At 62.4% G+C, this 23,547-nt stretch carries 18 protein-coding genes, 1 tRNA gene and 1 pseudogene; 10 read left to right on the top strand and 10 right to left on the bottom strand.

Features of this window, described 5'->3' with window-relative positions; all coding sequences use genetic code 11:
• Positions 1-32: 32 nt before the first annotated feature.
• Positions 33-109 (bottom strand) — tRNA-Arg (locus tag ACI2JX_RS02765).
• 270 nt (positions 110-379) lie between these two features.
• On the opposite strand from ACI2JX_RS02765, the gene folD reads away from it, so the two are divergent.
• Positions 380-1,234 carry a bifunctional methylenetetrahydrofolate dehydrogenase/methenyltetrahydrofolate cyclohydrolase FolD gene (folD, locus tag ACI2JX_RS02760; protein WP_404689324.1) on the top strand — a complete coding sequence of 285 codons (855 nt, stop codon included), beginning with the start codon at positions 380-382 and terminating at the stop codon, positions 1,232-1,234.
• A 142-nt stretch (positions 1,235-1,376) separates the two neighbouring features.
• Here the strand turns inward: folD and ACI2JX_RS02755 are convergent, their stop codons facing one another.
• From ACI2JX_RS02755 to ACI2JX_RS02730, 6 genes are read right to left on the bottom strand one after another with little or no spacing between them, the layout of a single operon-like run.
• The gene (locus ACI2JX_RS02755; protein ID WP_404689323.1) at positions 1,377-3,113 is read right to left on the bottom strand and encodes a carbohydrate ABC transporter substrate-binding protein; all 1,737 of its coding nucleotides are present in this window, start codon (positions 3,111-3,113) and stop codon (positions 1,377-1,379) included.
• Positions 3,114-3,148: 35 nt separating this feature from the next.
• Positions 3,149-3,421, bottom strand: a complete 273-nt coding sequence (locus ACI2JX_RS02750) for a DUF2160 domain-containing protein (protein WP_264235490.1) — start codon at positions 3,419-3,421, stop codon at positions 3,149-3,151.
• A gap of 12 nt (positions 3,422-3,433) precedes the next feature.
• On the bottom strand, positions 3,434-4,234 hold the full coding sequence (locus ACI2JX_RS02745) for a carbohydrate ABC transporter permease (protein WP_368971377.1): 801 nt from the start codon (positions 4,232-4,234) through the stop codon (positions 3,434-3,436).
• Between the two features lie 4 nt (positions 4,235-4,238).
• Entirely contained in the window at positions 4,239-5,102 is an 864-nt protein-coding gene (locus ACI2JX_RS02740) for a carbohydrate ABC transporter permease (RefSeq protein ID WP_404689322.1), read from the bottom strand.
• The gene (locus ACI2JX_RS02735; RefSeq protein ID WP_404689321.1) at positions 5,099-6,196 is read right to left on the bottom strand and encodes an ABC transporter ATP-binding protein; all 1,098 of its coding nucleotides are present in this window, start codon (positions 6,194-6,196) and stop codon (positions 5,099-5,101) included. Before ACI2JX_RS02735 ends, ACI2JX_RS02740 begins: the two co-directional genes overlap by 4 nt.
• Positions 6,196-7,290 carry an ABC transporter ATP-binding protein gene (locus tag ACI2JX_RS02730; RefSeq protein WP_264235485.1) on the bottom strand — a complete coding sequence of 365 codons (1,095 nt, stop codon included), beginning with the start codon at positions 7,288-7,290 and terminating at the stop codon, positions 6,196-6,198. The genes ACI2JX_RS02735 and ACI2JX_RS02730 overlap by 1 nt, the downstream gene beginning before the upstream one ends.
• Positions 7,291-7,524: 234 nt before the next feature.
• On the opposite strand from ACI2JX_RS02730, the gene ACI2JX_RS02725 reads away from it, so the two are divergent.
• The 9 genes from ACI2JX_RS02725 (at position 7,525) to ACI2JX_RS02685 (ending at position 20,164) form a co-directional block, all read left to right on the top strand.
• Positions 7,525-9,330, top strand: a complete 1,806-nt coding sequence (locus tag ACI2JX_RS02725) for a sigma-54-dependent Fis family transcriptional regulator (RefSeq protein ID WP_404689320.1) — start codon at positions 7,525-7,527, stop codon at positions 9,328-9,330.
• A 68-nt stretch (positions 9,331-9,398) separates the two neighbouring features.
• Complete coding sequence (locus tag ACI2JX_RS02720) at positions 9,399-14,240, top strand: dermonecrotic toxin domain-containing protein (protein WP_404689319.1); 4,842 nt, start codon at positions 9,399-9,401, stop codon at positions 14,238-14,240.
• Positions 14,241-14,389: 149 nt separating this feature from the next.
• Positions 14,390-15,307, top strand: a complete 918-nt coding sequence (ctlX, locus tag ACI2JX_RS02715; RefSeq protein WP_264235481.1) for a citrulline utilization hydrolase CtlX — start codon at positions 14,390-14,392, stop codon at positions 15,305-15,307.
• A gap of 18 nt (positions 15,308-15,325) precedes the next feature.
• Positions 15,326-16,369 carry an ornithine cyclodeaminase gene (locus tag ACI2JX_RS02710; RefSeq protein ID WP_404689318.1) on the top strand — a complete coding sequence of 348 codons (1,044 nt, stop codon included), beginning with the start codon at positions 15,326-15,328 and terminating at the stop codon, positions 16,367-16,369.
• A 271-nt stretch (positions 16,370-16,640) separates the two neighbouring features.
• Positions 16,641-17,420 carry an ABC transporter substrate-binding protein gene (locus tag ACI2JX_RS02705; RefSeq protein ID WP_404689317.1) on the top strand — a complete coding sequence of 260 codons (780 nt, stop codon included), beginning with the start codon at positions 16,641-16,643 and terminating at the stop codon, positions 17,418-17,420.
• Between the two features lie 85 nt (positions 17,421-17,505).
• Positions 17,506-18,195, top strand: a complete 690-nt coding sequence (locus ACI2JX_RS02700) for an ABC transporter permease (protein WP_404689316.1) — start codon at positions 17,506-17,508, stop codon at positions 18,193-18,195.
• A complete protein-coding gene (hisM, locus tag ACI2JX_RS02695; protein ID WP_404689315.1) occupies positions 18,177-18,833 on the top strand; it encodes a histidine ABC transporter permease HisM in 657 nt (218 codons plus the stop codon). Before ACI2JX_RS02700 ends, hisM begins: the two co-directional genes overlap by 19 nt.
• Positions 18,834-18,837: 4 nt before the next feature.
• On the top strand, positions 18,838-19,656 hold the full coding sequence (locus tag ACI2JX_RS02690) for an ABC transporter ATP-binding protein (RefSeq protein WP_404689314.1): 819 nt from the start codon (positions 18,838-18,840) through the stop codon (positions 19,654-19,656).
• Positions 19,657-19,669: 13 nt separating this feature from the next.
• Positions 19,670-20,164 (top strand): Lrp/AsnC family transcriptional regulator, encoded by a 495-nt coding sequence (locus tag ACI2JX_RS02685; RefSeq protein ID WP_186555026.1) that lies wholly within the window; start codon positions 19,670-19,672, stop codon positions 20,162-20,164.
• Here the strand turns inward: ACI2JX_RS02685 and ACI2JX_RS02680 are convergent.
• The 3 genes and pseudogenes from ACI2JX_RS02680 to ACI2JX_RS02670 all read right to left on the bottom strand — a co-directional run.
• The gene (locus ACI2JX_RS02680) at positions 20,139-21,842 is read right to left on the bottom strand and encodes a putative bifunctional diguanylate cyclase/phosphodiesterase (RefSeq protein ID WP_404689313.1); all 1,704 of its coding nucleotides are present in this window, start codon (positions 21,840-21,842) and stop codon (positions 20,139-20,141) included. The genes ACI2JX_RS02685 and ACI2JX_RS02680 overlap by 26 nt on opposite strands.
• Before the next feature lie 12 nt (positions 21,843-21,854).
• The gene (locus tag ACI2JX_RS02675) at positions 21,855-22,964 is read right to left on the bottom strand and encodes a methyl-accepting chemotaxis protein (protein ID WP_404689520.1); all 1,110 of its coding nucleotides are present in this window, start codon (positions 22,962-22,964) and stop codon (positions 21,855-21,857) included.
• 174 nt (positions 22,965-23,138) lie between these two features.
• Positions 23,139-23,420, bottom strand: a pseudogene (locus ACI2JX_RS02670) (PAS domain-containing protein); the annotation flags it as partial.
• Between the last annotated feature and the right edge of the window lie 127 nt (positions 23,421-23,547).

The following is a 23,547-nucleotide window of genomic DNA, read 5'->3' as shown; positions in this document are numbered from 1 at the left end:
TACAACTTCACTTGCGTGCCTATGCCGCCTAATGGCGCACCCGGCAGGACTCGAACCTGCGACCATCCGCTTAGAAGGCGGATGCTCTATCCAGCTGAGCTACGGGCGCATAAGCATGCCGCCTGACCGAATGAGGCTTATCAGTCAAGCTGTTAAACCACTCATTCTGCCCGACTTAGCCAACCAGTGCTAGGCTGTGCCCGACAAGTGCGCCGAATGTTATAGACGAGCTGCAAAAGCGTCAACCTCTTTCTCTAAAAAATTTAAATTATTGAAGGGGTTAGGGGATTTGCCCGACCACCCGCCTTTGCCCTCGCGCCGTGTCGTGCGAGAATGCGCGCTTCTATATGTTCCTTTCTCGATGGTTAATCACGCGTCTATGACTGCACACCTTATCGATGGCAAGGCGATCGCCGCCAGCCTGCGCCAGCAGATCGCTCAACGTGTCGTGGAGCGTCGCCAGCAAGGCCTGCGTACGCCAGGCCTGGCGGTGATCCTGGTCGGCACCGATCCCGCTTCCCAAGTCTATGTATCGCACAAGCGCAAGGACTGCGAGGAGGTCGGTTTCATTTCCCAGGCCTTCGACCTGCCTAGCGATACTACGCAGCAAGCCCTGACCGAGCTGATCGATCGCCTCAATGACGATGCAGCGGTCGACGGCATCCTGCTGCAACTGCCGCTGCCGGTACACCTGGACGCCTCGCTGCTGCTCGAGCGCATCCGCCCGGACAAAGACGTCGATGGCTTCCATCCTTATAACGTCGGTCGTCTGGCCCAACGTATCCCGCTGCTGCGCCCGTGCACGCCGAAAGGCATCATGACCTTGCTGGAAAGCACCGGGCAGGATCTGTATGGGATGAACGCGGTCGTAGTGGGCGCTTCAAACATCGTTGGCCGGCCAATGGCCATGGAGCTGCTGCTGGCCGGCTGCACCGTGACCGTCACCCACCGCTTCACCAAGGACCTGGCCGGCCACGTCGGCCGCGCCGACCTGGTGGTGGTGGCTGCTGGCAAACCAGGCCTGGTCAAGGGTGAGTGGATCAAGCAAGGTGCCATCGTCATCGACGTCGGCATCAACCGCCAGGAAGACGGCAAGCTGGTCGGCGACGTGGTCTATGAGACTGCCCTGCCCCGCGCAGGCTGGATCACCCCGGTACCGGGCGGCGTGGGCCCGATGACCCGGGCCTGCTTGCTGGAGAACACACTGTTTGCCGCCGAAGAGCTGCATAAGTGAGTTGAACAGAGAACGGCACCTTTAGCAGGTGCCGTTTTTTTATGCTCTGAATTTCATGCAGCCCTCACCGGCCTCATCGCGGGGCAAGCCCGCCCCCACCCAGAGCGCTCTGCGCCTTGGCACGTACAGCAGCACCCTCAAGTCACTTACGCGCCGCCTCCCACGACTTGAGCAATTCGCTGTAGCTCACCGTCTCGCCCTTGGGCTTCTCGTTCTCAAGCTTAGGCTTGGGTGCACCCGGCTGGTCGAACCAATACTGGGCATCTTTCTCCGGATTGAGCTTGGGTGCACAGGTCGCCTGCGCCTTGGAGCGCTCAAGCCGTTCAAGCATGCGGTCCTGATCGCGGGCCAACCCATCGAGCGCCTGTTGCGGAGTCTTCTCGCCACTGGCCACTTCGGCGATATGGCTCCACCACAACTGGGCCAAGCGCGGATAATCCGGCACGTTGGTCCCGGTCGGCGTCCACTGCACCCGAGCCGGGCTGCGGTAAAACTCCACCAAACCGCCAAGCTTGGGCGCAAGCTCGGTCATGGCCTGGGAATTGATGTCCGACTCACGAATTGGCGTCAGGCCGACGATGGTCTTTTTCAACGACACGGTCTTGGAGGTCACGAACTGCGCATACAGCCAGGCCGCCAAACGCTGCTTCTCGGGAGTGGATTTGAAGAACGTCCAGGAGCCCGTGTCCTGGTAACCGAGCTTCATCCCTTCCTCCCAGTAAGGGCCCTTCGGCGAAGGCGCCATGCGCCACTTCGGCGTACCGTCGGCATTGACTACTGGCAGGCCGGGCTTGGTCATGTCAGCGGTAAACGCGGTGTACCAGAAGATCTGCTGGGCGATGTTGCCTTGCGCAGGCACCGGGCCTGCCTCGGAGAAGGTCATGCCCTGGGCCTCCTTGGGCGCGTAGGCACGCATCCAGTCGACATACTTCTGGGTCGCATAGACCGCTGCTGGGCCGTTGGTGTCCCCCCCCCGGGTCACGCTGGAGCCGACCGGATGACAGTCCTCAACGCGTATTCCCCACTCGTCCACCGGCAGGCCATTGGGCAGGCCCTTGTCGCCGCCGCCGGCCATGGAAAACCAGGCGTCCGTGAAGCGCCAGCCCAACGATGGGTCCTTCTTGCCATAGTCCATGTGACCATACACGCGCTTGCCGTCGATCTGCTTGACGTCTTCAGTGAAGAACTTGGCGATGTCCTCATAGGCCGACCAGTTCACCGGCACGCCCAGTTCGTAGCCGTATTTCTCCTTGAACTTGGCCTTGAGCTCGGGGCGATCGAACCAGTCAGCGCGGAACCAGTACAAGTTGGCGAACTGCTGGTCAGGCAGTTGGTAGACCTTGCCGTCTGGCGCGGTGGTGAACGAGATACCGATGAAGTCTTGCAGATCCAAGGTCGGCGAGGTGTAGGCCTTGCCTTCGTTGGCCATCATGTCGGTAATCGATTCGACCTTACCGTAGCGAAAATGCGTACCGATCAAGTCGGAGTCGTTGACCCAGCCGTCATAAATGTTCTTGTCCGACTGCATCTGGGTCTGCAGCTTTTCCACCACATCACCTTCTTGCAGCAGATCGTGGGTCAGCGCAATCCCGGTGATCTCACTGAAGGCCTTGGCCAGTACCTTGGACTCGTACTCGTGGGTGGTGATGGTTTCCGACACCACGTTGATCTTCATCCCACGGAACGACTCTGCGGCTTTGATGAACCACTTGAGTTCGTCCATCTGCTGCTGCGGGGTCAGGGTCGAGGGCTTGAATTCGCTGTCGATCCACTTCTTCGCCGCGTCCTCGTACTGATCGGCCCAGGCGTTGCCCTGCAGCCCTAGCACAAGTACCGCGGCCAGGGTCAAATGTCGCCGGTTGTTGTCGTTATCGAACATTGTGATCTCCCGATTGAGTTATTCCACGGCGCCAGTCATCCCCAGCGCAGCACTAGCACCAGCCAAGCCAGCGACAACAGCGAGGCCACCCACAACGGCCAGTCGCTGACCCCGACCAGCAACAGGTGCAGGTAGGCACTGGCCAGCAAACCGATGAACAGCCGGTCACCACGGGTGGTGGCGATCGGCAGAAAACCACGCCGCTCGATGCACGGCCGGCGCAGCTCAAGCACGGTCATGCCCAACAGCAACAGGCCGACTGCGATGAAAAACAGCGCAGTGGGCAAGGTCCAGGCCATCCACTCCATCGCGTCGCCCTCCTACACCCGGCCCAAGGCAAAGCCCTTGGCCACATGATTACGGACAAACCAGATCACCAGCATGCCTGGCAGGATCGTCAGCACCCCGGCGGCGGCCAGCACCCCCCAGTCGATGCCCGAGGCCGACACGGTGCGGGTCATCACCGCGGCGATCGGTTTGGCGTTGACCGAGGTCAAGGTGCGCGCCAGGAGCAGCTCGACCCAGGAAAACATGAAACAGAAAAACGCCGTCACACCGATCCCTGAGCCGATCAGCGGGATGAAAATCTTCACAAAAAAACGCGGGAAGCTATAACCGTCGATGTAGGCAGTTTCGTCGATTTCCTTGGGCACGCCGGACATGAAGCCTTCCAGGATCCACACCGCCAGCGGCACGTTGAACAGGCAGTGCGCCAGGGCTACGGCGATATGGGTGTCGAACAGGCCGATCGAGGAATACAGCTGGAAGAACGGCAGCAAGAACACCGCCGGCGGTGCCATGCGGTTGGTCAACAGCCAGAAGAACAGATGCCGGTCGCCGAGAAAGCGGTAGCGCGAGAAGGCATACGCAGCCGGCAGCGCCACCGCCAGCGAGATCAGGGTATTCAGGCACACGTAGTACAGCGAGTTGAGGTAGCCGGTGTACCAGCTGGGGTCAGTGAAGATCACCTTGTAGTTATCCAAAGTGAATGCCTCTGGCCACAAGGTCAGGCCGCCGAGGATCTCGCTGTTGGGCTTGAACGACATGTTCAGCAGCCAATAGATCGGCACCAGCAGGAAGAAGAAGTACAGCAGCAGTGGCACTGTCTTGCGCACGGTCATCGGCCTAGTCCTTGTCGGCATGGGTCATGGCCGTGTAGAACAGCCACGACACCAGCAGGATGATCAGGAAATACACCAGCGAAAAAGCCGCTGCCGGGCCTAGGTCGAACTGCCCCACGGCCATGCGCGTCAGGGTCTGACTGAGGAAGGTGGTGGCATTTCCGGGGCCGCCACCAGTGAGCACGAAAGGCTCGGTGTAGATCATGAAGCTGTCCATGAAACGCAGCATTACCGCGATCAGCAGCACATTCTTCAGCTTCGGCAATTGGATATGCCGAAACACCGCCCAGGCCGAGGCGCGGTCGATGCGCGCGGCCTGGTAATACACATCGGGGATCGCGCGCAGGCCCGAGTAGCACAGCAGCGCGACCAGTGAAGTCCAGTGCCAGACATCCATTACCAGCACCGTGACCCAGGCATCGAAGGGGTTACCGGCATAGTTGTAGTTGACCCCCAGCTGCGCCAGGGTAGCCCCGAGCAGGCCGATATCGGCACGGCCGAAGATCTGCCAGATGGTGCCCACCACGTTCCATGGAATCAGCAGCGGGATGGCCATCACGATCAGGCACACCGAGGCCATGCGGCCTTTGGTCGCCATGGTCAGGGCGATGGCGATGCCCAGCGGGATCTCGATCAGCAGCACGCAACCGGAATAGATGAACTGACGCAACAGCGCGTCGTGCAGGGCCGGGTCTCGCAGCACCTGGCGATACCAGTCGGCGCCGACGAAGTAGCGATTGGACTGATCGAAGATGTCCTGCAGCGAATAGTTGACCACGGTCATCATCGGGATCACCGCGCTGAACGCGACCAGCAGGAACACCGGCAGCACCAGCCACCAGGCCTTGTTGTTCGGCACCTTGTTCATGGCGCCAGCTCCAGCAGCAGATCATCGACATAGAGCATCAACCACTGGCTCGGCAAGCTCACCCAGGCGCGCCCCTGTGGCACCGGCCGATCTTCTGCCATACGCGCCTTGAGCGGGGTGCCGGCCAAATCGAGCGTGACAATGCGGTAGGTGCCCAAATCCTCCACATCCACCACACGCGCCTCGAAGGTATCGTCCAGCGGCCGCTCCCAAACCTGCACGAACTCCGGCCTGATCCCCACCTGCAGGCGCCCGCCCGGCTGCGCCGCCAGCCGCTCGCGCAAGCCTGCTGGCAGCGTTAGGTGGATGTCGCCAAAACCCACCCCATCGGCCTGCGCGCGCACCTCGATCAGGTTCATCCCAGGGCTACCGATGAAGTAGCCGACAAAGGTGTGACGCGGGCGCTCGAACAGCTCACGCGGGGTGCCGAACTGGACGATACGTCCGCCATGCATCACCGCAATCTTGTCGGCGAAGGTCGAGGCTTCCAGCTGATCATGGGTGACGTAGATCATGGTGATGTTGAACTGCTCATGGATCTGCTTGAGCTTGCGCCGCAGCTTCCACTTCAGGTGCGGGTCGATCACCGTCAACGGCTCGTCGAAGAGGATCGCCGAGACGTCATCACGCACCAGGCCACGCCCCATGGAAACTTTCTGCTTCTCGTCGGCGCTGAGGTTGCGCGCTTTCTTTTTCAGCACGTCAGTCAGGTCGAGCACCTCGGCGATCTCCGCCACCCGCGCGCGCACCCGGGTTTCGTCCAGGCCCTGGTTGCGCAGGGGAAAGGCCAGGTTGTCAAACACGCTCATGGTGTCGTAGACAACCGGGAACTGAAACACCTGGGCGATGTTGCGCTGCTGCGGCGACAGTTCATTGACCGGCTTGCCGTCGAACAGCACCTCGCCCTGGGATGGGCTGAGCAAACCGGAAATGATGTTGAGCAAGGTCGACTTGCCGCAGCCCGACGGCCCCAGCAAGGCATAGGCCCCACCCTGCTCCCAGACATGCTCCAGCTCATGCAAGGCATAGTCGGCCGATGAGCGTGGCTGACGGCTGTAGCTGTGAGCCAACTGGCGCAAACGGATCTCAGCCATCAGGCGCTCCTCGCTTCGCGCAGGCCAGGCGCCTGCACCAGTGCTCCGGTGCTGTCGAAGACGAACAGCTTGTGGGTCGGGACAAACACGCGAATGGCCGTGTCGACCTGATACTCGTGCACACCGGGCAGGTGCAGAATCATCCGCCAGTGCTCGTTGCGCACATGCAGGAAGGTTTCCGAGCCACTGATTTCGGCCAACTCCACCAACACCGGCAACTCCAGATCATCGTCATGCGCCGGCACTAGCGTGATATGGCTGGGACGCACGCCGAAGCGGTACTGGCCATCGCCCAGCCTGCGCAGGTCGGCGTTGCGGGCAAAGTGCACCGCGCCGGCCAGGCTGACTTCGTTACCGGCGATCTGCCCGGGCACCAGATTGATCGGCGGCTCGGAAAACAGCTCGGCGGCCAGTTCATTACACGGGTGGTGGTAGACCTCGGCACTGGCTGCACTCTGGATAATTCTCCCTCGATCAACGAGGGTCGTGGTACCGCCCAAGGCCAACGCTTCGTTCGGCTCGGTGGTGGCGTACACGGCAATGCAATTGCGTGCGGCAAACAGCTCGCGCAACTCTTGGCGCAGCCCTTCGCGCAACTTGTAGTCGAGGTTGACCAACGGCTCGTCGAACAGGATCAGCGAGGCGTCCTTGACCAGCGCGCGAGCCATCGCCGTGCGCTGCTGCTGGCCGCCGGAAAGCTCCAACGGCAAGCGCTGCAGATAGGCTTCGATGCGCAGCATCTGCGCAGTTTCCTGCACGCGCCGACGAATTTCGTCCTCCGCCAGACGTGCCTGGCGCAAGGGCGAGGCGATATTCTCGAAGACCGTCAGGGTCGGGTAATTGATGAACTGCTGATAGACCATCGACACGTTGCGCTGACGCACCGGCACGCCGGTCACGTCTTGGCCATTGATCAGCACCCGGCCACGATCGGGCCGATCGAGCCCGGCCATCAGGCGCATCAGGCTGGTCTTGCCGGCCAGCGTGCGACCCAGCAGCACGTTGAACGAGCCGGGTTCGAAACGCAGGCTGGCATCGACAATCCAGGGTTGGTTATCGACGCTGCGGCTGACCTGCTCGAGCACCAGGGACATGGCGTGGCCTTTTCTCGTTGTTGTGCGCAGACCAGAGCCAGATCCGTGCCAGGCCAGGGGCAAGCGCTCTATCACCGAGCCGTGGGGCCTCAGCGCTGGTTGCCAGCACAACGCGACTGAACACAAATGAACAGTTTCGCTGCACAGCTGAACAGGCTCGGCATTGACAATGAACAGAGCTGAACAACACTGAACTGCGGTCGGCATAAAACAACAATCACACAGGACAGGCCCATGGCCGCATCCGCATCGACCCATGCCCAACTGATCCAGGCCTCCTGGGCACGTTGCCGCGAGCATGGCCTGGCGCCCCACGGCGCGCCGGATTTCGACTGCCTACCCCCCGCGCAACTCAGCGCCCTGCTCGAACGCCAGCAAGCCCTGCTGCGCGTGACCCGAGATGAGGTCATGCCGCAATACAGCCACCTGTTGGGCAACTCCAGCTATCTGGTCATGCTCGCCGATGCCGCTGGCTGCCTGCTGCAGACCTGGGGTACGCAGCGTTTTGTCGAGCCGCGCCAGCAACATGGTTTCTGCCCCGGAGCCTGCTGGCGCGAGCAAGGCGTGGGGACCAATGCCCTGGGCACCGCGCTGATCTGCGGTGAAGCCATTCATGTCAGCCAGGACGAGCACTTCCTGCGCCAGAATCGCTACATGGCCAGCGCCGCTGCGCCGTTGTTCGATGCCGAGCGGGGCCTGATTGGCGTGCTCGATGTGGCCAGCGATGGTTATCTGCCCGCCGCTCAAACCCTGGGCCTGGTGCGCATGATGAGCCAGAGCCTGGAGAACCGGCTGATCCTCGCCCGGCATGCCGATCAATTGCATCAGCTGCTGTTCAACAGTGGTCCGGACAACCTCGACAGCTCATGGGCCGGCCTGCTGCTGTTCGACGAGCACGGTCGGATACTGGCCGCCAACCACCGGGCCGATAGCCTGCTGGGACGGGTGCCGCTGCAGCACAATCTGGAACAACTCTTTCAGATCCCACTACGCCAGATACTGGCGCAAGCCGAAGGTCAGCCGTTTGCCCTGCAAGCGACCGGGCGCAACCGCTTGCATTGCCAATGGCACGCCCCACGCAAGCCGCGCACTCGGCAGCGCAGCGGCCACTGCGACCCGCGCGTGGACAAGGCCCTGGCCCAGGCTGGGCTACTGCTGGAAAAGGACATCCCGGTGCTGGTTCAGGGCGAAACGGGCGTCGGCAAAGAAGTCTTCGTGCAAGCCCTGCACGGCGCCAGCAGCCGTGCCCAGCAACCACTGGTGGCGGTCAACTGTGCAGCCATCCCGGCCGATCTGGTGGAGTCGGAACTGTTCGGTTATGACAAAGGCGCCTTTACCGGTGCCCACCACAAAGGCAACCCTGGGCTGATCCGCAAGGCCCACCTGGGCATCCTGTTTCTCGATGAGATCGGCGACATGCCACTGGCCACCCAAGCTCGTCTTCTGCGGGTGCTGCAATCGCGCAGCATTCAACCGCTGGGCAGCGCTGAGCCGGTAGCGGTGGACATCCGCGTGGTCTCGGCGAGCAACCGTGACTTGGCCGCGCAAGTGCGCGACGGCTCATTTCGCCAGGACCTTTACTACCGCATCGCCGGGCTGAGCCTGACCCTGCCGGCGCTACGCGAGCGCAGCGACCGCCGCCAGTTGATCGAACAACTGCACGCCCGCTATTGCGAGGCTGGGCAACCCCAGCAGCTGACTGCCCCAGTGCTGGAGGTTTTGCTCAATCACCCCTGGCCTGGCAACCTGCGGCAACTGAGCAGCGTGCTGCAAGTGGCACTGGCACTCGCCGGTACCGCTGCGATCAGCATTGAGCACCTACCACAAGGCTTTGCTGAACCACAGCCTGGTATCTCAGAACCTTGCGCGTTGCCAGGCAGTGCGCCGGCAACCGGCAGCCTGGTTGAACTGCTGCGCTCGGCTAACGGCAACCTCTCATCGCTGGCCCGCAGCCTGGGTATCAGCCGCACCACCTTGTACAAACGCTTGCGTGAGCAAGGTGTCGAGCCCGCCCACTCAAGCCTTGTCCGGCACAGGTAGCAACCGGATACACAATCCCGGCACTGGCGTTTGCTTAGCCTCTCTGCTCCACACACCAGGAGCAGCTCATGTCTCACGCACTGCCTCATCACCTTGCCTTGATCCATCAACGAATGCCGAGTTGGCTGCAACAGAGCACCCTTGCGCAGCGCAGCACGCTGAAAAGCCGTCTGCAGCTCAGTCATAAGGCAACCCGCAAGCTGGAGCAGGCCATGGCCTCTATCCAATCGGTCGAGACTTTCTGCCGGCCACTGCTGCACGACGCTCTTAAGTCCTGGTATCCCGGCCAAACGCTGCCCCAGGTTGACCAAGCAGTACTCAGCGATCGCACCCCGGACCACCACCGATCGATGTCCTGGTTGGAGGCCGCTTTGCAAAACCTGAAGCCGGACACGCCAATTTGGCTTTATCCTTCAGCCGTTGGCGAGCGGATGGCGCTGGATACGAGCAGGTTCGTCAAGGGCATCCGCAACCTTGACCTGGGCCAGCGCTATCTGAACCACCTGCGCGATCATGTCGACAACGACATTTTTCGCAGCCTGTTGCGCGCCCAGGACCACGCCGCTTTTGCCGCCGAGCTCAGCTGCGCACAGATGCAGGGTCGGCTCGACAGCCGGGGGCAAGCGCTGGGCGAAGCCGCCCTGGCAGGAGCGGTCGAGATCCCTTCTGTACACGGCTCGGCGCGCCTGCAATGTGGCTACCTGAGCCTCTTGGGCGTACCTCTGAGCGGACCGCTGCTGGTGCGCCGCGAGCCCCAAGGGCAAACCGAACCATGCCTACTTTATCTACCTGGCGATCAGCCAGGCGCAGTGCGCCAGTATCCCTCCTTGCAGGCTGCTGGAGCCGCGCTGACTCGAAGGCTATGGGAGTCCGACTTTCGCCAATTCTTCACGCGTTACGTCAGCCACGCGCAACGCCCCACTTTCATCGCCCGGCTGCGCCAGACGCTCTATCCGCGCTATCCCTACGCAACCCTTCATCCCACACCACCCGTACTGGAAAAAGGCCAGACGTTCAGCTGGATCAAGCGTGCGTTTCCCGCCCCGCATGAGCTGTGGCAGGAAACCTTGGATAAGAATGCCCGCCTGAGCCTGACATTCACCCAGTGGCCCGGCAACTGCTTCACTGCCCGCGCCAGCAATCAGGTTCAGAGCATGCTTGACGATGCCGTCACCCTCGCCGTCCCGACCGCGCGATTGGACACCCAGGCGCAACGCACGCGAATTATGGGCTGGTTCGGTGTCGGCCTGACTGTGCTGAACGTGGTCAGTTTGTTCGTTCCTGGTCTTGCTCAAGTCATGTTGGTGGTAGGAGGCGCGCAGATCGTCAACGAGTTTCTCGAAGGGGTCCACGCACTCGAGGAAGGCGAAACGGATGCGGCCATCGAGCATCTCTTCGAGGTGTTCGATAGCCTGGTGCAATTCGCTGTGCTGGGGGCTGCACATGCGGCAATCGAACTGCCTGGGCCGCTGGAGCACTGGACAAGCATTGCCGGCAAATCCGGTGCACGCTTGTGGCACGGAGATCTCAAGCCTTTCAGCAAGCCAACCCCATGGCCCAGCGGCACCGCCAGCAACGGCGAAGGCCTGCGCCTATGGCAAGGCAAGCACTGGCTGAACCTTGATGGCAAGGCATTGCCCGTGGAGCAAAACCCCGAAGGTGGCTGGCAATTGGCGCCTGCCAAGGGCCATCAGTATCAGCCGCGCTTGCTTGGTAACGGCCAGATACCCTGGCAGCTCGAACACGAGCAACCTTTGGCCTGGGGTACTGCCAAGTCGCTCAGGCGCATCGCCAAGTGCGGGCCGGCAGTGAGCGATGAAACCCTGCTGCGTGCGCTGCGCTGCAGTGGCTACAGCGAAGCGGCGGTACGTCGAGTGATGGCCGATCAGCAAGCGGCGCCCGCCCTGCTGCTCGACAGCCTGCAAGCACTGGATGCCACTGGTGCAGCTGGGCCTGAGAGCAGTTGGGCGGACGCCAGCGCGTTGGCGCGCGACTTCCCATCGCTAAGCTCAAGGGTCCGCGCTGAGATCCTGGCCAAGGCAGATGCCAAAGACGTCATGCGGATGCAACAGAGCAGCCGACTGCCCCTGCCGATCGCCGAAACGGCCCGCGTGTATTTGCGTGAAGCGCGCATCGACCGCGCTTTGCAGCGCTTTTATCAAGAAAGCGGCCCAGCCCAGGACCGTGATGCGTTGATCTTCAGCACATTTGAGCAACTGCCTGGTTGGACCAACGAGGTACGCCTCGAGCTACGCCAAGGCAGCCCATATGGCTCGCTGCTCCAGGCCTGCGGTGCCCAGGATGGGCCGGTCAAAACCCTGGTGCGCAGCGCGCAGGGCTACCAACCCTTTGATGAACGCAGCCAGGCTCTGGCCAGCAAGATGACTATCTACCAGGCGATTCTCAACGCACTGCCCGATACCGAGCGCGTTGCAATGAAACTTGAGATCCATCAGCCGCTGCGCCTGCGAGACGCGCTGTTCGAAAAGGCCTCGATAGATCGGCAGCGTACTGCCAATCAACTAGGGCTGGTGCCCATTCGCCCTTTGTACCGTCTGCCAACGCGTCTGCCACAAGACCGCCGTATCGGTTATCCACTCAGCGGCCGAGGCCAAGGCTGGACGACTGATGAGCAAGTGTTCGAGGCGCTGTTTCCCAGCCGCGAGCCGCAGGATCGTGATTGGTTACGCCAGCGCCTGCGCGAGGAAGCAGGCAACAGCCCAGGTGCGTTCGGCAGATTGCTGGAACGTCTACGCAGCGACCTGCAGCGGCTTAACCGCACGCTCGATACCTGGACCAACGATCCAGCCGGCATCGCTGAAGGCGAATTCGAGCAAAGAAGGGCCGCACGTGCCGAGGCTGCGCAGCGAATACGCCAAGCCTGGCGCAGGCAAAGCCAGCCGGGTGATGCGGGGCTGATCCTGCAGGCCGAGCACCTGGGCCCGCTACCTAATCTGCCAACCCAGTTCGAACACGTGAGGATGCTCATGATCAACGGCTCACGCAGTGGCGAAGCGATGAACATGGAGGGCTTTGTGCAAGCCTTCCCGCGGGTTCAGCTACTGGACATTTCCTCCAACATGCTGCGCTGGTTGCCTGAGTCCATCGCCCAGATGCGCGAGTTGCAAGCATTGGATGTCGCGGAAAATTGCCTCCCGCTCGATGGCGAACAAAACCTCAATGTGCTGACTCGCCTGGCGCAGCTACAGCGCCTGAACCTGACCGATGCCGCTGAAAATCTTTCGGTTGCAGCGCTGCAACGACTGGCGCAGTTGCAACACCTGCAAGCGGTGCAACTCGACGCTAACAAGCTGACCCTGCAAACCGAGCATTTCCAAGCCTTGCACGGCTGGCCTGCACTGACCGAACTCAGCCTCGGCTCCAACTCCATCACCTTGACCGCCGAAAGCCGCGCAGCACTCGCTCAACTCACTCGTCTGCGCTCGCTGCACTTGGGGGAAAACCCATTGCAGCTGGCCCCCGATGTCAGCGGCTGGCAACACCTGGAGTCGTTGGACCTGGGTCAGTGCGAACTCACCCAGTGGCCCCAGGGCCTGGCGGATCTGATGAACCAGCGGCCACTGGTGTTACGCTCACTGGACCTGAGCGACAACCGACTGGTCGATGCACCAGCGCTAAATGACAGTGCATTTGCCGAAGCGATCCGCAACCAAGAACAGGCAACCTTCTACGATTTCGACGGCAATCCATTCGCCGAACCCGCCCAACGCGCCCTGCGTGATGCTGGCTTGGCAGCGATTCCCGACATGGACGCGCTCGAGGCGCCCGCCCAAGCGTGGAATATCGAGCTTCCCGCCGACCTGCAAGCGCAACGTCAAGCCAACGCCGAGGACCCTATGTGGGCCCCGCTGTACCAGCTGTTCGAGCGCATGATAGATACGCCGGAATATGTCGCCAGCCCACCTCGGATGCGCGAACGGATCGTGCATATCCTGCGTGTGCTAAGCCTGCAACCGGTTGCCGGCGAAGACGGCGGTTGGGGATTGGCGCAATTGCAGCAACAGTTGGTCAACCAGATCGATGCCGCCGCCCAAGCGTGCGTTGATCAGGCCAGCCTGCTGTTCCAGCAGGTCGAGACAGAGGTATCGATTTGGCGCGCCGTCTCTACCGCCCAAGCCGGTGCTGGCGACGAGGCCGTGGCGGTATCCGTGGCCACCGCCATGGCACGCCAGAGCCGCCTGGATGCGCAAGTCGCCGCCGTGTACGACGCCCGCGTCGCTCGGCGTAGTGCATTGGCAGCCGCACAAGACGATGTAGCGCGCCAGGCGGCTCCCGCCTTGCACCCTGATGACGATCTGAGCGACGCGCTGTTGAGCAACCCGCAAAGCCCGCTGGATGAAATCGAAATGGCGCTGGTTGCGCGGATCTACCTCGCTGACCGGCTGGGCTTGCCCGAGCAGCCCGGACAGATCGCCTTTGGCTATTTGGCCAACCTCAGCGAGGCGACGCTAGAACGCCTGGCAGTAGCGGTTGAGCGCGAGACAGATGCTCGTTACCTGGCGCACTGGGCCAGCGAGCAACGCTTCTGGCAGGCCTGGACCCGGCGCTTGCGTCCGGCCTCGTTCGAGGCGTTGGCGCGAGACTGGGAAGCGGCTTCGGAATACTTCAATGAACTCAGCGAGGCAACTTCCAGCCCCGGCCCCTACAGTGGTCCCGCTGTGCCCGAACGCTTTGTCGCTGCACTAGAGCGACAAACCCAGGCGGTGCCTGGCCTGATCTGGCGGATCGACGGCGTGTTGCAACGCATCGATCTGGTTTCCAATCGCTACCCTGGCGAGAGTGCCTTGTATGAGCTGGCAGGCAGGTTGCTGCTAAGCACCCGTCGCCAAGCAGAACAAGCGCTTTATGCTCAGCTGGCTGAAGAATTGTTCCACGTCAGCCAAGCCTGATCAGGGCGGCTTTGACAACGTGCAGCCGATTCGGCTGCACACCCCACCTTTTCAGCTGGACCTGCTGAACTCCAGCCGCGCTTCAGCCGGGATTTCATCACCCTTGAGCGGACAATGGACACACAGCCCACCTGTGGATGCGTGCCCTAATGCAAACAACAAATACCGTCCTCATGATTCGCCCGGCGCGGTTCGCCTTCAACCCCGATACCGCCAGCAACAACCGTTTCCAGCAGGCCCCGCTGGATCCAGAAAGCGCCAGCCGCAAAGCACTGGAAGAGTTCGATGGCTACGTCGACACCTTGCGCCAGCACGGGGTCGAGGTACTGGTGGTGCAAGACACCCCTGAGCCGCACACCCCAGACTCGATCTTTCCCAACAACTGGTGGAGCAGCCATGCCGACGGCAGCCTGGTGCTCTACCCCATGGAGGGCCACAACCGCCGCCTGGAGCGCGACAAGGGCGTTTTGCAGGTTATCCGCGAGCGTTTCAGCATCGGCCAGACCATCGATCTGAGCCCGCTGGAGCAGCAGAATCTGTTCCTCGAGGGCACTGGCAGCATGGTTTTGGACCGCGAACACCGGATCAGCTACGCCTGCCACTCCGACCGCACCCATGAGACCGCGCTGCGCCAATTCGCCGAACAGCTGGACTATCGCCTGTGCCTGTTCCATGCCGTTGATCGCCAGCAGGCGCCGATCTACCACAGCAACGTAATGATGAATGTAGGCCGCCAGCTCGCCGTCGCCTGTCTCGATGCCCTGCCCCACGCCCATGAACGCAAGGCCTTGGAACACTCGCTGCGCGATACCGGCAAAGACATCCTTGCCCTGGGTTTCGAGCAGCTGGAGAACTTCGCCGGCAACATGCTCGAAGTCCACGACAAACAAGGCCAACCACTGCTGGTGATGTCGCGCAGTGCCTGGCGCTCGCTCGACAGCCGCCAGCGCAGCCAGGTCGAGCGGCACAACCGGCCGGTGGTGGTGAACATCGACCATATCGAACGCATCGGCGGCGGCAGCGCCCGCTGCATGCTCGCCGAAGTGCACCTGCCCGTGCGCCATTGACCCTTGAAGGAGACCATCATGACCCGCTACATCGACGTGCAAGACCTCGCCCGCCTGGTCAATCGCAAGGGCCTGCCCAGCTGCCTTGGCGAAATGGCCGAGTACATCCGCCAGGACTATCTGCGCTGGCACGACTTCGAGAAATGCCCACGCCTGGCCAACCACTCGCCTGACGGGGTGATCGAGTTGATGCCGGTATCGGACGCCAACCTGTATGCCTTCAAATACGTCAACGGCCATCCGAAGAACACCCACAATGGCCTGCTCACGGTCATGGCCTTTGGCGCCCTGGGCGACGTTGACACCGGCGCACCGGTGCTGCTCAGCGAAATGACCCTGACCACTGCCATCCGTACTGCCGCCACATCAGCCCTGGCAGCCCGCTACCTGGCCCGCTCTGGCAGCCGCAGCATGGCGCTGATCGGCAATGGCTCGCAGAGCGAATTCCAAGCCATTGCCTTCCATACGATGCTGGGGATCGAGGAGATCCGTCTGTATGACATCGACCCCGACGCATCGGCCAAGCTGCTGGCCAACCTGGCCGGCTACCCTGGCTTGAAATTGACCCTTGCAGGCTCCGTGGCCGAGGCGGTACGCGGCGCCGACATCGTCACCACGGTGACTGCCGACAAGGCTTACGCGACCATTCTCACCCCGCAGATGATCGAACCGGGCATGCATCTGAATGCCGTGGGCGGCGACTGCCCCGGCAAGACCGAGTTACACCGGGAGATCGTCGAGCGAGCGCGGGTGATCGTCGAGTACGAGCCGCAGAGCCGCATCGAGGGTGAGATTCAGCAGCTGCCGGCGGACTCGCCGACCACTGAATTCTGGCAGGTGGTCCAGGGGCTGGTCGCCGGGCGCGAGAGTGACGTGCAGGTAACCCTGTTCGACTCGGTCGGGTTTGCCATCGAGGATTACTCGGCGCTGCGTTATGTGCTGGATGAGGCCAAGGCGTTGGAGATTGGCAGTGACATCGCGCTGGTGCCGACGCTGGAGAATCCGAAGGATCTGTATGCGCTGTTGCAGCCGAAGGTGGCCAGCGTCAAACGCATTGCCTGAACGGTTTTTGGGGTCTGCATTGCAGGCCCCAAAACGCCAAAACCCACGCTAAAACCGCTGTCGCACTTCTATAAACCTGTGTCGCCACAGCCGATTCTGCTGCCAACACGAACCTAACAACCGAATCGGTCAGCCCAGCACACACCAAACGACACAAAAAAACCCTCTAGCTCGCGCATCCTGAGCCCTGACCGATGAGTCACCCTTAACACCAGCAACCGACCGTTCTGAACTGCCCCTACTTCAAATAACAACACCCAGGGACCTTCATATGATCCGCATGCGAAAACGCCTCGGCGTCCTTCTGCTTTCCTTGTGCGCCAGCGCCACCCAAGCCAAGGAGTGGACTGAAATCCGCTTCGGCGTGTTCCCCGAATACCCCCCGTTTGAATCGGTCGCCGCAGACGGCAGCCTGCAAGGCTTCGACATCGAGCTGGGCAATGCCATCTGCGCAAAGCTACAAGTCAAATGCACCTGGGTGCACAACGAGTTCGACGGCATGATCCCGGCTCTGCGCGCACGCAAGTTCGACGCCATCATGTCGTCGATGGCCGTCACCCCAGCGCGGCTCAAGCAGATCGCTTTCACCGAGCGCCTGTTCCTCAGCCCCACCTCAGTCATCGTGCGCAACGGGGCTGACTTCGGCGAAACCGCAGAATCGCTCGAGGGCAAACAGGTCGGCGTGCTGCAAGGCTCGCTGCAAGAAGCCTATGCCCGCGCCAAGCTGGCGCCGTTGGGTGCCCAGGTCAAGGCTTACCAGTCCCAAGACCAGAACTACGCCGACCTGATCAACGGCCGCCTCGACGCCACCGTCACCGACAAGCTCGAAGCCCAGCTCAATTTCCTCTCCAAGCCCGAAGGGGCAGGCTTCAAGTCAGGCCCGGCGATCAAGGATCCGACCTTGCCGCTGGACATCGCCATGGGCCTGCGCAAGACCGATCCCGAGCTCAAGGCCCTGCTCGACAGGGGCATTGCCGCGATCCATGCCGATGGCACCTATGCCGCGATCCAGAAGAAGTACGTCGGCGAACTGGATATCTACAACGAATGACCTGACCGGTAGCTCACCTCGCTGTCCACACCATTGTGTGGCAGCGGGCTTGCCGGCGAAGTGGCCTCCACGAGATCCCTACCCCATGAACGACTTGCTCACGAGCGGCCTGCAAGGCTTCGGCCCGTTGCTGGCCGAAGGCACCTGGATGACGGTCAAACTGGCCCTGCTGGCGCTGGCCCTGAGCCTGCTGCTGGGCCTGATCGGCGCCTGCGCCAAGCTCTCGCGCTCAGCCCTGCTGCGCATCCCCGCCACCCTCTACACCACCTTGATCCGCAGCGTACCGGACCTGGTGCTGATCCTGCTGCTGTTCTACAGCCTGCAGATCTGGCTCAACGACCTGACCGAAACGCTGGGCTGGGACTACGTTGAAATCGACCCGTTCAGCGCCGGCGTGCTGACCTTGGGCTTCATCTACGGCGCCTACTTCACCGAGAACTTTCGCGGCGCCATCCTCAGCGTGCCCGCAGGCCAACTGGAAGCGGCCACCGCCTATGGCCTGAGCCGGGCACAGCGATTTGCGCTGGTGCTGTTTCCGCAACTGATGCGCTTCGCCCTGCCGGGCCTGGGCAATAACTGGCTGGTGTTGCTCAAGTCCACCGCGCTGGTCTCGATCATCGGCCTGGCCGACCTGGTCAAAGCCGCGCAGAACGCCGGCAAGACCACCAACGACATGCTGTTCTTCCTGTGCATCGCAGGCTTGGTCTATCTGTTGATCACCACCCTCTCCAATCGCCTGCTCAACTACCTGCAGCGGTGTCCGGCCTGGCCATGACCCTCTGGTTGTTCGTGGTCAGCATGCTCCTGGGCTTGCTGCTCTCGTTGCCGCTGGCCCTGGCCCGGGTCTCACGCCGCGCCTGGCTGCGCCTGCCGGTGCAGTTGTACACCTTCGTGTTTCGCGGCACCCCCCTGTATATCCAGCTGCTGATTTGCTACACCGGCTTGTACAGCCTGGAGGTGGTGCGCGATTACGCCCTGCTCGACCAGTTCTTTCGCAACGCCTTGAACTGCACCCTGCTGGCCTTGGTGCTCAACACCTGCGCCTACACCGTGGAGATCTTCGCCGGGGCTATCCGCAACATCCCCCACGGCGAGATGGAAGCGGCCCAAGCCTATGGCCTGAGCGGCTGGAGGCTGAACCTGTTCCTGGTGCTGCCTGCAGCCTTGCGCCGTTCGCTACCGGCCTACAGCAACGAACTGATCCTGATGCTGCACGCCACTTCGCTGGCTTTCACCGCCACTGTCGCCGACCTCCTCAAGGTGGCCCGCGACGCCAATGCCGCGACCTTCCTGACTTTCCAGGCCTTCGGCGTCGCGGCGATCTTGTACATGCTGTTGTCCTTCGCCCTGGTCGGCTTGTTCCGACTGGCCGAGCGTCGTTGGATGCGTTTTCTGAACCCTACCCGAGGCTGAACCGATGCCCCTGTCTGCCCTGTCCCTGCCCATCACCGAACTCGCCCCTGGCGCCCACAGCCTCAGCGGCACCCGCAAACTCAGCGTCGACGGCCTGCACAAGCATTACGGCGAGCACCAGGTGCTCAAGGGTGTTTCGCTACAAGCGCGCAAGGGCGATGTGATCAGCCTGATCGGCGCCAGCGGCTCGGGCAAGAGCACCTTCCTGCGCTGCATCAATTTCCTTGAGCAACCCGACGCCGGCAGTATCACCCTGGACGGCCAGACCCTTGAGATCCGCCCCGGCACCCGCACCCCGCCGCCGGCTCAATTGCAGAACCTGCGCACGCGCCTGGCGATGGTATTCCAGCACTTCAACCTGTGGAGCCACCTGACCGTGCTGGAGAACATTTGCCTGGCACCACGCAAGGTGCTGAGCATCAGTGCCAACGAAGCCGAGGCCCGCGCGCGCACCTACCTGGACAAGGTCGGCCTGCCCGCGCGCGCAGCCGAGCAGTACCCAGCGTTTCTCTCTGGCGGCCAACAGCAGCGGGTGGCCATCGCCCGCGCGCTGGCGATGGAGCCGGAGATCATTTTGTTCGACGAGCCGACCTCAGCCCTCGACCCCGAGCTGGTCGGGGAAGTGCTCAAGGTGATACAGACGCTCGCCGAGGAAGGACGTACCATGCTGATGGTTACCCACGAGATGGGATTCGCCCGCCAGGTGTCGAGCCAGGTGCTGTTCCTGCACCAGGGCCTGGTCGAGGAGCACGGCAGCGCCGAGATCCTCGATCGCCCCCAGAGCGATCGCCTGCGGCAGTTCCTTTCCAACCGTCTTAAGTGAAGTCACGCCGTATATGGATACCAAGGCCAACACCGCTCACGCCCCTGCCGCACTGGACCGCATCGATGAAGCCATCATCGATGTGCTGCGGCACAACGGGCGCATCACCTATGAGAAGCTTTCGACCCTCGTGCACCTGACCCCCAGGCCTTGCCTGGAGCGGGTGCGCAAGCTGGAGCGACGCGGTGTGATCCGCGGCTATGGCGCAATCATCGACCTGCAAACGGTCTCGCCGGGCTTGTCATTGCTGGTGCTGGTGGCCTTGTCCAACCAGAGCGGGCGCGCCGCGCAGAAAGCCTTCGAGGCCACCGTGCGTGCCTGCCCGCAGGTGTATGAATGCCAGCTGATCAGCGGCCATTTCGACTACAGCTTGCGCATGCGCTGCCGCGACATGGAGCACTACCGGGTGCTGACCGAGACCTGGATGAACAACGACGAGTTGCACATCGACAAACTGGTGGCGCACCCGGAACTGGCCTCGGTCAAGAGCACGGCGCCACAGGTGTGAGCCACTGCGCCGGCTGCAGGTAGTCGGCCACCCACTCCACTACTTCGCCCGCCGGCATGGGCCGGGCGATGCAGTAGCCCTGGGCCAGTTCACAGCCCAGCTCCATCAGCAGCCGACCATGCTCGACACTCTCCACGCCCTCGGCGATCACCTCACGATCGAACGCGCGGGCCAGGCCGATGACTGCGCCGGTCAAGGCCAGGTCGTCGTGGTCATGGAGGATGTCGCGCACAAATGATTTGTCGATCTTGATGGTCTGGGTGGGTAGACGCTTGAGGTAATTGAGCGACGAATAGCCAGTGCCGAAGTCATCCAGCGAGAAGCGCACACCCAGGGCTTGGCAAGCCTCCAGGCAACGGCTGACATGGTGGATGTTCTCGATGGCGACGGATTCGACGATTTCCAGGTCCAGCTGCTTGGGGTCGACCTCGGCGTGGCGGGAAAGTGCGTCTTGCAGGCGTTGGACGAAGTCGCTGCGTTGCAGGTGGCGGGCGGCGATGTTGACGCTGACTGACCAGCGATGGCCCTGGCGTTGCCAGCCTTGCAGTTGGGCCAAGGCCTGGTCGATGACCCATTCGCCGATCTCGACGATCAGGTCGGTTTGCTCCACTAAAGGCAAGAATGCTCCGGGTGGCACCGGCCCCTTGGCCGGGTGCATCCAGCGCAGCAACGCCTCGAACCCCAACACCTGGCCCGTACGCATGTTGACCTTCGGCTGATAGTGCAGGCACAGCTCGCCCTGGTGCAGGGCCTGGCGCACCCGCGCCACGGTCTGGTGGGTGGCCTTGAGCTCCTGCTCCTGGGACACATCGAACAGGTGATACCGGTTGCGCCCTCGCTGCTTGGCCACATACATGGCCTGGTCGGCATGGCGCACCAGGGTATCGGCGTCCTCATCGTCCTGCGGGAACAGGGTGACGCCGATGCTAGCGCTCAGCGAGAGGCTTCGCTCGCGAATCAGATACGGCGCAGCCAACGTGTGCAGGATGCGCTGCAACGCCGCATGCAGCGGCGCACTGCCATCGATGTGGCGCAAGATCAGCACGAACTCATCGCCCGATAGCCGCGCCACCGAGTCACCTGCGCGCAAAATGCCCTGCAAGCGCTGGGCGACTTCCATCAGCAGCAGGTCACCGGCGGCATGCCCGTAGCCATCGTTGACCGCTTTGAAGCCATCCAGGTCGAGCATGCACACCGCCAGCGGAATTTCCTCGCGGCGGGAAAAGGCCAAGGCCTGGTTGAGCAGGTCGGAGAGATAAGCGCGGTTGGGCAGGCCGGTCAGCACATCGTGGCCAACCCGCCACTGCAAGGTGTGCAGCAGCTGACGCTTCTCGGTGACGTCGAAGCGGATCGACACATATTTGTGCACCTTGCCCGACTGCGGATCGATCAGCGGCACCATGGTGCTGTCGACCCAATACAATGAGCCGTCCTTGGCGCGGTTGCAGATTTCGCCTTTCCACACCCGGCCAGCGACCAGCGCTCGCCACATTTCGAGGAAGAACTCCGGCTCGTGCAAGCCCGAGTTGAGGATGCGGTGGTTGGCGCCCAGCAGCTCCTCGCGGCCATAGCCGGAGATGCTGCAGAACTGCTCGTTGACGTAGGTAATCCGTCCGCTCAGGTCGGTTTCGGAAAAGATCGCGGCCGCGTCCACAGCCGCGCGATAGATATCATCCATGTACATCATGCCTTAGCGGTTGAAGCGCTCAACCAGGGCACGCAGCCCGGCACACACCTGTTCCAGTTCGGCGCCGCGCGACGCTGCGGCGTTGGCACCGAGCGCGCTCTGCTGGGCGATGCCCGCCACGCCGTTGATCTGCCGTGAGACATCCTCGGCCACCGCCGATTGCTGTTGCGAAGCCGTCGCCATTTGCTGGCCCATGTCGCTGATGCGCTGCACCGCCTGGCGAATGCCGTCGAGGGCATGTTGCGCCTCGAGAACACGCGCCACGCCCTGCTCGGCACCGGCGATACCGAGACTGGCAATGGCCACAGCCTGCTCGGCACCGCCGCGCAAGCCGTCGATGATGGTCTGGATATGCAAGGTGGACTGGCGGGTTTTATCGGCCAGCGCCCGCACCTCATCGGCGACCACGGCAAAGCCTCGCCCCTGTTCACCCGCCCGCGCCGCCTCGATGGCAGCGTTGAGCGCCAGCAGGTTGGTCTGTTCGGCAATGGCGCGGATCATCCCCGCCGCTTCGGCGATGTTATCGGTCTGCCCGGCGAGCTCGGTGACGGCCTGATTGATCTGATCGACCGTGCCGGCCAAGTCACGGATCGCCGTGCCACTGGCATCGGCGACCTGACTGCCCTGCTCCGCCAACTGATGCGCGGTGTGCGCCTCGCCTGCGGTCAGTTGCACATGATTGGCCACTTCAGCGATGGAGGCGGCCATCTGGGTCATGGCCGTGGCACTCAGGTCGGTTTCGGCGCGCTGTTCGAGCAGCGCTTGTTCGGTGCTGCGCGACAGCCGACCAGCATCACTGGCGGCCACGGCCATTTGGCCGGCCAGATCGCTCAAACGCGTCAGCGCGGTTTTCAGCCGCGCCTCTTCGCCGATCAGAATCAGCTCGAGCTGCCCCGCGGCGCCGGGCAAATCGCTGTAGGTCAGTGCCACTATCGGGTCAGCGAAGGTGCCTTCGGCGCCGTTGACGATCCGCCGCAGTTGCCGGCCAACACCGCCATTGGCCCACACCCCATAAGAGACGAACAGCGCTAGCGTCAGCCCCTGCCCCCGCAGACCCGGCCACAGCTGGTTAGCCGCAACCGCCAACGCCCCAGCCACCACCGGCAAAGCCATAGCCTGGCCAAGACCTGCCAGGCGCCGGCCGAATGACAAGGCGGGCTTGCCTGCGCGCAAGCGGGCATACAAGGCCTGAGCGCGCTGCACTTGCTCGCGGGTTGGGCACACCCGCACCGACTCATAGCCCACCAGCCGCCCGTCTTCAAGAATCGGCGTCACATAGGCATTGACCCAATAGAAGTCGCCGTTCTTGCAGCGGTTCTTGACGATGCCCATCCAGCTTTTGCCAGCCTTGAGGTAGCGCCACATATCCTCGAACACCGCTTCGGGCATATCGGGATGGCGCACCAGATTGTGCGGCTGGCCGATCAGCTCAGCTTGGCTGTAGCCACTGATGGCGGCAAATTCGGCATTGCAGTAGGTAATCAGGCTGGCCGTATCGGTGGCCGAGATCAGCCGTTGTTCTGGCGGGAAGCGTTGTTCGACCGGCGAAACCGGCAGGTTGAGGCGCACGATGAGACTCCATTCGCAGACGAAACGGCGCCCTGCCTTGATGGCAGCGGCTTACCGGAACCGTTCATCCTTGACCAGCTCCAATGTCCAACAACGGCTTGCGCGACCTCACAGGCGGTCGAATCAC

Origin of the sequence: Pseudomonas sp. NPDC088890, assembly GCF_044900155.1 — a bacterium.
In the GTDB taxonomy this organism is placed as follows: domain Bacteria; phylum Pseudomonadota; class Gammaproteobacteria; order Pseudomonadales; family Pseudomonadaceae; genus Aquipseudomonas; species Aquipseudomonas urmiensis.
This window is presented reverse-complemented; position numbering and strand designations above follow the sequence as displayed.

Excerpts from the sequence above, each read along its gene's own strand:
- folD (WP_404689324.1), top strand. The coding sequence starts at position 380 with ATGACTGCACACCTTATCGATGGCAAGGCGATCGCCGCCAGCCTGCGC.
- ACI2JX_RS02755 (WP_404689323.1), bottom strand. The coding sequence starts at position 3,113 with ATGTTCGATAACGACAACAACCGGCGACATTTGACCCTGGCCGCGGTA.
- ACI2JX_RS02680 (WP_404689313.1), bottom strand. The coding sequence starts at position 21,842 with ATGGATGATATCTATCGCGCGGCTGTGGACGCGGCCGCGATCTTTTCC.
- ACI2JX_RS02730 (WP_264235485.1), bottom strand. The coding sequence starts at position 7,290 with ATGTCCCTGGTGCTCGAGCAGGTCAGCCGCAGCGTCGATAACCAACCC.
- ACI2JX_RS02735 (WP_404689321.1), bottom strand. The coding sequence starts at position 6,196 with ATGGCTGAGATCCGTTTGCGCCAGTTGGCTCACAGCTACAGCCGTCAG.
- ACI2JX_RS02700 (WP_404689316.1), top strand. The coding sequence starts at position 17,506 with ATGAACGACTTGCTCACGAGCGGCCTGCAAGGCTTCGGCCCGTTGCTG.
- ACI2JX_RS02725 (WP_404689320.1), top strand. The coding sequence starts at position 7,525 with ATGGCCGCATCCGCATCGACCCATGCCCAACTGATCCAGGCCTCCTGG.
- ACI2JX_RS02705 (WP_404689317.1), top strand. The coding sequence starts at position 16,641 with ATGATCCGCATGCGAAAACGCCTCGGCGTCCTTCTGCTTTCCTTGTGC.
- ACI2JX_RS02720 (WP_404689319.1), top strand. The coding sequence starts at position 9,399 with ATGTCTCACGCACTGCCTCATCACCTTGCCTTGATCCATCAACGAATG.
- ACI2JX_RS02675 (WP_404689520.1), bottom strand. The coding sequence starts at position 22,964 with ATGGCTTTGCCGGTGGTGGCTGGGGCGTTGGCGGTTGCGGCTAACCAG.
- ACI2JX_RS02690 (WP_404689314.1), top strand. The coding sequence starts at position 18,838 with ATGCCCCTGTCTGCCCTGTCCCTGCCCATCACCGAACTCGCCCCTGGC.
- ACI2JX_RS02710 (WP_404689318.1), top strand. The coding sequence starts at position 15,326 with ATGACCCGCTACATCGACGTGCAAGACCTCGCCCGCCTGGTCAATCGC.
- ACI2JX_RS02740 (WP_404689322.1), bottom strand. The coding sequence starts at position 5,102 with ATGAACAAGGTGCCGAACAACAAGGCCTGGTGGCTGGTGCTGCCGGTG.
- ACI2JX_RS02745 (WP_368971377.1), bottom strand. The coding sequence starts at position 4,234 with ATGACCGTGCGCAAGACAGTGCCACTGCTGCTGTACTTCTTCTTCCTG.
- ACI2JX_RS02685 (WP_186555026.1), top strand. The coding sequence starts at position 19,670 with ATGGATACCAAGGCCAACACCGCTCACGCCCCTGCCGCACTGGACCGC.
- ctlX (WP_264235481.1), top strand. The coding sequence starts at position 14,390 with ATGCAAACAACAAATACCGTCCTCATGATTCGCCCGGCGCGGTTCGCC.
- ACI2JX_RS02750 (WP_264235490.1), bottom strand. The coding sequence starts at position 3,421 with ATGGAGTGGATGGCCTGGACCTTGCCCACTGCGCTGTTTTTCATCGCA.